Origin of the sequence: uncultured Phascolarctobacterium sp., assembly GCF_905212365.1 — a bacterium.
Lineage (GTDB): Bacteria > Bacillota > Negativicutes > Acidaminococcales > Acidaminococcaceae > Phascolarctobacterium_A.
Window position 1 is genome coordinate 1 of sequence record NZ_CAJMEH010000083.1, and the last position, 6,007, is coordinate 6,007.

Genomic DNA, 6,007 nt, shown 5'->3' on the forward strand with positions numbered 1-6,007 from the left:
TGCGCGCTTATCGCGGACGGTTGAGAGTAGGCGTGCGGCAGTCTGCTCTGCCGGAGTGCGGCAAGCTGATCTTGACTGGACAACTGGAACCGTTGACCGGCTTTCGTAATCCCGGCGGCTTTGACAGCGAGCTGTATAATCGGGTCAATAATTTCGGCGGCAGGTTGAAAAACGCAAGAGTGCTGGCCGTTCAGGAGAAGACCGGGTGGCGCGATAAGCTGGAGCTGCTGAATTTGCACTTGTGCCGCCGTTTGGAGCAGGGCGCAGGCGGTGAAGCGGGCGCGGTGCTCGGCGGCATGCTTTTGGGAGGCAGTAGCCGCCTGGACGATGGAACGCGGGAGGTTTTTATCGCTAACGGCTTGGCGCATTTGCTGTCGGTATCAGGTACGCATTTAGTTCTGCTGGCCAGCCTGCTGTCCGTGTTGCTCAGGCCGCTGCCGCTGAAATGGCGCAGAATGCTTTTGGTGCTGCTGCTGTGCGCTTACGCAGCTTTGTGCGGCGTCAGGCCGCCGGTGCTGCGGGCGTTGCTCATGAGTACGGCGGTGCTGTTCGGCGGCGCGGGGGCCGAACGGGGACGTTTATTGTGCCTGACGGCAATGAGCCTGCTGCTGTTCAAGCCAGTGTGGCTTGCAGACATTGGCTTTAAGCTTTCCTTCGGCGCGGCGGCAGGTTTAGTATGGCTGCTGCCGGCCTGCCAGCGCTGTTTACCTGCCTGGCTGCCAGCTGTTATCAGCGAAGGCGCAGCCGTGACACTGGCGGCGCAGCTGGGAGTGCTGCCCTTTATCGTAGGCTATTTTCATCAGCTTTCGCTTATTTCCCTGGTCAGCAATATTGTGCTGGTGCCGGTTTTGGAACTGACGGCTTTGCTGGGGCTGGCAGGCTGCGCGCTGCCCTTGGGCGATTATTTATTAGCGGCGGCTGGCTTTTTAGTGCGGCAGGTGTTGGTCCAGGGCGCGTGGTTGAGCTGCCTGCTCGGAAGCGTGCTGACGGTGGGCACGCTGCCGCTGTGGTGCGCCGTTATTTATTATGGCTTAGTGGCTGTGTGGGCTGATTGGCCCTTCCTGCAATTTTTGCGCAATTGGGAAAGGCGCTGCTTGATGGCAGTTTGCGTTTTGCTTTTAGGCGGCGCACTGCTGTGGCAGCAGTATGGGCCGCGGCCACTGACAGCGTATTTTCTGGACGTGGGGCAGGGGGACTGCGTGGTATTAGTCACGCCGTCGCGTCAGGTGTTAGTGTATGATACCGGCGGTTTGGCGTCTTTTGATACCGGAGGCAAAATATTAGTTCCCTTTTTGCGCAGTGTGGGCATTACTTCCGTTGATGTGCTGCTGCTAAGCCATTATGATTTTGACCACGCAGGCGGCGCGTCAGGGCTTTTGCGGCACATGCCGGTTAAGGAAATCGTATTGCCACGGGAACAGCTGACGGAAGCAAGCGCTGTGATTCGTCAAAAAATAATCGCGGCGGCAGGCGAAAGCAAAATCTACTTGGCTAAGCAGGGCCGCAGCTGGCAATTTGAAGATATATTGCTGCGTTTATCCGTGCCTGCGGAGCAAATTGCAGGCAACGAGGCCAGCACGCTGGCAGGAATTTTCAGTCCTTACGGCAGCCTGCTGCTGACGGGCGATATGGGCGAGGAACGGGAGCAAAATTTGGCGCTGGGCCGCTATACGGTGCTGAAGGCCGGGCATCACGGGTCGAAGTACAGCAGCAGCGCCGAATTTTTGCAGCAGGTACAGCCGTTGGTAACGGTAATTTCCTGCGGACGCGGCAATCGTTACGGCCATCCGCATGCAGAAACTATGGAACGCTTGCGGGCGTCAGGCAGCCGCGTACTGCGCACGGACGCTATGGGCTGCATTAAGATAGAGTTCGCGGAGGAGCTGCGCTGCTGGGCGTATGACGGCAAAGCGTTCAGAAGATTGCAGAATAATAACTTTTGAGTTATAATATAGGAGGAAACGTGTATAAAATAATATTTTATCAAGATCGCAAGGGCAAGCAGCCGGTAAAAGACTACCTTGTGCAGTTAAGTAAAAGAAAAGACAAGGATAGTCGGATAAAATTAAATAAGTACAATGAGTATATCAGCGCGTTAAGCGAATATGGTTTGGAATTATGCGAGCCTTACATAAAGCATTTGGCAGGAAATATTTGGGAGCTGCGGCCATTGCGGGACAGAGTATTATTTGCCGCGTGGACTGGCAATAGCTTTGTGCTGCTGCATTATTTTATGAAAACAACGCAGAAAACTCCGAAAAGAGAAATAGAAAAGGCGCAGAACGCATTTAAGGATTTTTGTGAGAGGAGCGGTAAAAATGACGAAAGAATATAGCTCTGTGGGCAGCGAATGGCAGCAAGTGCGCACGGAATTGTATACGCCGGAAGAAATAGCGGAATGCGATTTGCGAGTGGCTTTGATTGGCGAAATTATTAAAGCGCGGCATGAACAAAATATTACGCAAAAGCAGTTGGAGGAATTGAGCGGCGTTAAGCAGCCGGTAATCGCCCGTTTGGAGCGCGGTACTTCTATACCCAGTATCAGCACGCTGATAAAAATTTTGGTTCCGCTGGGGAAAAAGCTGGCGATTGTTCCTCTTGACGCCGAGGTGCCGTCATGGAAATAAAGCCGGAGGAATTATTATTCAGATTACAGCAGGGCAAGCCGTTGCCAGATATGGGGAATATATTGGCCGTGTACGGTGAGGAGGACTATTATCGCAGTCAGATTGCTGCTGCTGTGCCGCCGTTTGTTTTTGCCGGTATCGACGAAGCCGACAGGGAAATCACAATTTTTGATAAGGATACCGACCTGCGGCAGCTGGCGGCTGTGGTCAATACCTATCCGTTTTTTTGCGGTCGTTCATTGGTAATTTTGAAGGATGAAAAGCTGTGGGGCGGCAAGCAGGACAGCGACAGCAAAAAGCAGCAGCTGGATAAGCTGGCGGATATTTTAAGCGATGTGCCGGAATATTGTACGGTGCTGATTTGCGCCAGCAAGCTGGACAAGCGCACCAAGCTGTTCAAGCTGCTGAAAAAACAGGCGCTGCTGTGCGAATGTGCCAGCCTGCGCCCTTACGATTTGGCTCCGTGGCTGGAGCGGCAGGCAGAGCAGTACGGCGCGCGCTGGGAGCGGGACGCCGTCGGTACGGTGCTGGAATATCTGGCGCCGGTGGAGCGCGCTCCTTTGCAGCTGCTGCAGCAGGAAATTGCCAAGCTGGCGGTTTACGCAGGCGAGCGCAAGACGTGGACTAAAACTGATGTGGACGAAATTTTTTCCGCTTTGCCGGAGGCATCCAGCTTTGCGCTGCTGAATTTTATCTGCGACCGCAAGCTGTCGGAGGCGCTGCGGCTTTTGGCGGACGAACGCAAGAAGGGCAGCAGCATTTTGCCCGTCTGCGCCTTAATTATGTTTAAGCTGCGGCAAATGCTGCAATTTATGGAGCTGCGGCAGCACGGCTATGATTTGAAGGGCGCTACGGCGGAGCTCAAGCTGCATCCTTACGCCGCCCAAAAAATGCAGGAGCAGTGCCGGCGGTTTCAGCAGGAGGCTTTGCAGCAAGCGTTGCTGGATTTAGCGCAGCTGAATATAGATTTGCGTAAGGGCGGGCGCGGCTACGAGCGTCTGGAGGAAATTTTGCTGTGCCTCATTGGCTGAAGGTTGTAGCAAACAAAAGCTGGACAAAGCGGTGAGAAGTTGTTATAATAGCTGTGAACAGTCAACGAAGACTTTTTTAGGTCGGGGATTAGTGTCCCTGCTCTTAAAAAAGTCTTTTTCGTTTTTCTGGGCAATTAGGGAGTATTGAGAAAGGAGAGCAGCTGTCATTGACGCTGCACACAATCATGAACAACAAAGATTTACTGTATGTTATTAAACCTGAACAGCAAACCGAAGAAGCCCTGCGCGAGCTTTTGCTTCAGCATCCGGAAATCAAATTTGTCTCCTTGATGGGCGTGGATTTTGCCGGTAATGATACGGACGAAAAAATTCCCATGAAGGTTTTTCTGGAAGATATGCGCAGCTTTTTGGAGGGCAGCGCCGCTCAGACCGACGGTTCTTCCGTAGTGCTGACGGGCATCGCCACGCTGAATAACGCCCGCGTAGATTTAGTTGTAGATAAATCTGTTAATTGGTTTGTAGATTATAATTATGAGCATTTCGACGCGGCTAACGGTAAAATGATCGGCACGCTGCGCATTCCTTGCTATTTGCTGCATAACGGCAATTTTGTGGATTCCCGTTCCATTTTGAAAAATACGCTGGATTATGTGGAAAGCGAAATCATGGAGCTGTTTAAAAAGCATCCGGTGATTCCCGGTTTGGAGCACGTTAATCCGGCTGAAATTGAAAAGCTTGTTTTCACCAGCGCTACCGAGCTGGAATTTTGGGTAAAATCTCCGCGCGAGGACGCTCCCATCGAAGCGCTGTCCTCTTCTCAAATGATGCAGGAGCAATACTGGCAGCGCACCCGCGGCAATGTGCGCACCGCTTTGGAGCAAACCGTGGAAACCTTAGACCTTTACGGCCTGGAGCCGGAAATGGGCCATAAGGAATGCGGCGGCGTTAAGGGTCAGATCGACGCAGCCGGGCACATGACCCACGTTATGGAGCAGCTTGAGGTGGACTGGAAGTTTGCCAGCGGCGTGCAGACTGGCGATAACGAATTGCTGGCGCGCATCATCGTGAAGGAAGTATTCCGCATGAACGGCTTGGAGGTTTCCTTCCAGGCTAAACCGATTCCTGGAGTAGCAGGCAGCGGCGAGCATACGCATGTTGGCATAGCCGCTAGGATGAAGAACGGCAAATTTGTCAACCTGTTTTCGCCCAAGGATATGCACAAGGACTTTTTGTCCGCTATCGGCTACGGCGCGCTGATGGGCCTGCTGAAAAATTACGAGGTTACCAATCCCTTTATTTCCTGCACCATCGACTCGCTGAACCGCTTGAAGCCCGGCTTTGAAGCGCCCGTCTGCATTGTTACCAGTCTGGGCATGAGCCCGGAAAATCCTTCCCGCAACAGAACGATTCTAGCTGGCTTAATCCGCGATTTGGATAACGATAAGGCTACCCGTATCGAGATGCGTTCGCCGAATCCTTACACCAACACTTATATCGCTTTGGCAGCCTTCTATCTGTCCTGCCTGGACGGCATTAAGGCCTGCGTGGAATCCGGCAAGGATTTGAAAGCTTTGGAAAAAGAAATTTCCAAGAAGGCAGGCGAGCCCGGTTTCTATCTGGATACTGACCGTCAATACCGTACCGAGGACGACGTTTTTGAGGATTTTACTGCGGAAGAACGCAGCAAATTATTCGGCGAGCCTCCCGCTACGGTTTGGGAAAATCTCTGCGCCTTTGAGAAATATCCCGAAAAGGTGGGCGTGCTTACTCAAGGCGGCATCTTGAAGAAGGAATATATCGAATCCTTTAAGCAGGGCGCTTTAATCCGCTGGAAGACGGAACTGCTGACCCGCTTGATTCCGGAAAATTATTTAGCGGTTGTAGAAATGAAAAAGCTGCACGAGCCGGAAAGCTGCACTGACTGCGATTTGGCGCTGTGGCATAAAATTCAGGCGCTGCGCACGAAGCTGGCTAAGGATTCCTTTGAAGAAAAGAGCCTGTTTACCAGCATCCGCAAGGCCATCGCCGCCGAGGATTACGATACGGCTTCCGCTTTGAAGATTGAAATGGCCAAGGCGGTGGAGGAGCTGAAGATCCTCTATCACGATTACAAACAAAATATTATCGACTGAGTTCTGACGATAAGCCAAATACGCAAAATAAAAAGGGTTGCCACACTAAAAAGTGCGACAGCCCTTTGGCTTTTATGAAGTTACTGTTGGACATATATAGAAAAAACGTTACTATGATAGAAACGGTTATGTTCAAATATGGTGCGTTTGCTCGATGTACGCATGAAAAAGAAAAACCGTTACTAAATATAGTAACGGTTACAGACTGTCGAAAAAGGTCGCCGAGAGGCGGCCTTTTTTGGTATAATAAAATAGG

The 6,007-nt window shown here is 51.9% G+C and carries 5 protein-coding genes; all 5 read left to right on the forward strand.

Going from position 1 to position 6,007, the window contains the following annotated elements; translation table 11 throughout:
- The coding region (locus QZ105_RS09895; protein WP_293729757.1) for a DNA internalization-related competence protein ComEC/Rec2 at window positions 1–1,943 on the forward strand (1,943 nt) is incomplete at its 5' end.
- Window positions 1,944–1,963: 20 nt separating this feature from the next.
- Window positions 1,964–2,335 carry a type II toxin-antitoxin system RelE/ParE family toxin gene (locus QZ105_RS09900; RefSeq protein ID WP_293729758.1) on the forward strand — a complete coding sequence of 124 codons (372 nt, stop codon included), beginning with the start codon at window positions 1,964–1,966 and terminating at the stop codon, window positions 2,333–2,335.
- Window positions 2,319–2,627: a helix-turn-helix transcriptional regulator gene (locus QZ105_RS09905; RefSeq protein WP_293729759.1), complete on the forward strand. Its 309-nt coding sequence runs from the start codon at window positions 2,319–2,321 to the stop codon at window positions 2,625–2,627. The genes QZ105_RS09900 and QZ105_RS09905 overlap by 17 nt, the downstream gene beginning before the upstream one ends.
- Window positions 2,618–3,658 carry a DNA polymerase III subunit delta gene (holA, locus tag QZ105_RS09910; protein ID WP_293729760.1) on the forward strand — a complete coding sequence of 347 codons (1,041 nt, stop codon included), beginning with the start codon at window positions 2,618–2,620 and terminating at the stop codon, window positions 3,656–3,658. Before QZ105_RS09905 ends, holA begins: the two co-directional genes overlap by 10 nt.
- Window positions 3,659–3,843: 185 nt before the next feature.
- Entirely contained in the window at window positions 3,844–5,751 is a 1,908-nt protein-coding gene (locus QZ105_RS09915; RefSeq protein WP_366936044.1) for a glutamine synthetase, read from the forward strand.
- Window positions 5,752–6,007: the final 256 nt, after the last annotated feature.

Coding starts and splice junctions, on each gene's coding strand:
- QZ105_RS09905 (WP_293729759.1), top strand. CDS start 2,319: ATGACGAAAGAATATAGCTCTGTGGGCAGCGAATGGCAGCAAGTGCGC.
- holA (WP_293729760.1), top strand. CDS start 2,618: ATGGAAATAAAGCCGGAGGAATTATTATTCAGATTACAGCAGGGCAAG.
- QZ105_RS09915 (WP_366936044.1), top strand. CDS start 3,844: ATGAACAACAAAGATTTACTGTATGTTATTAAACCTGAACAGCAAACC.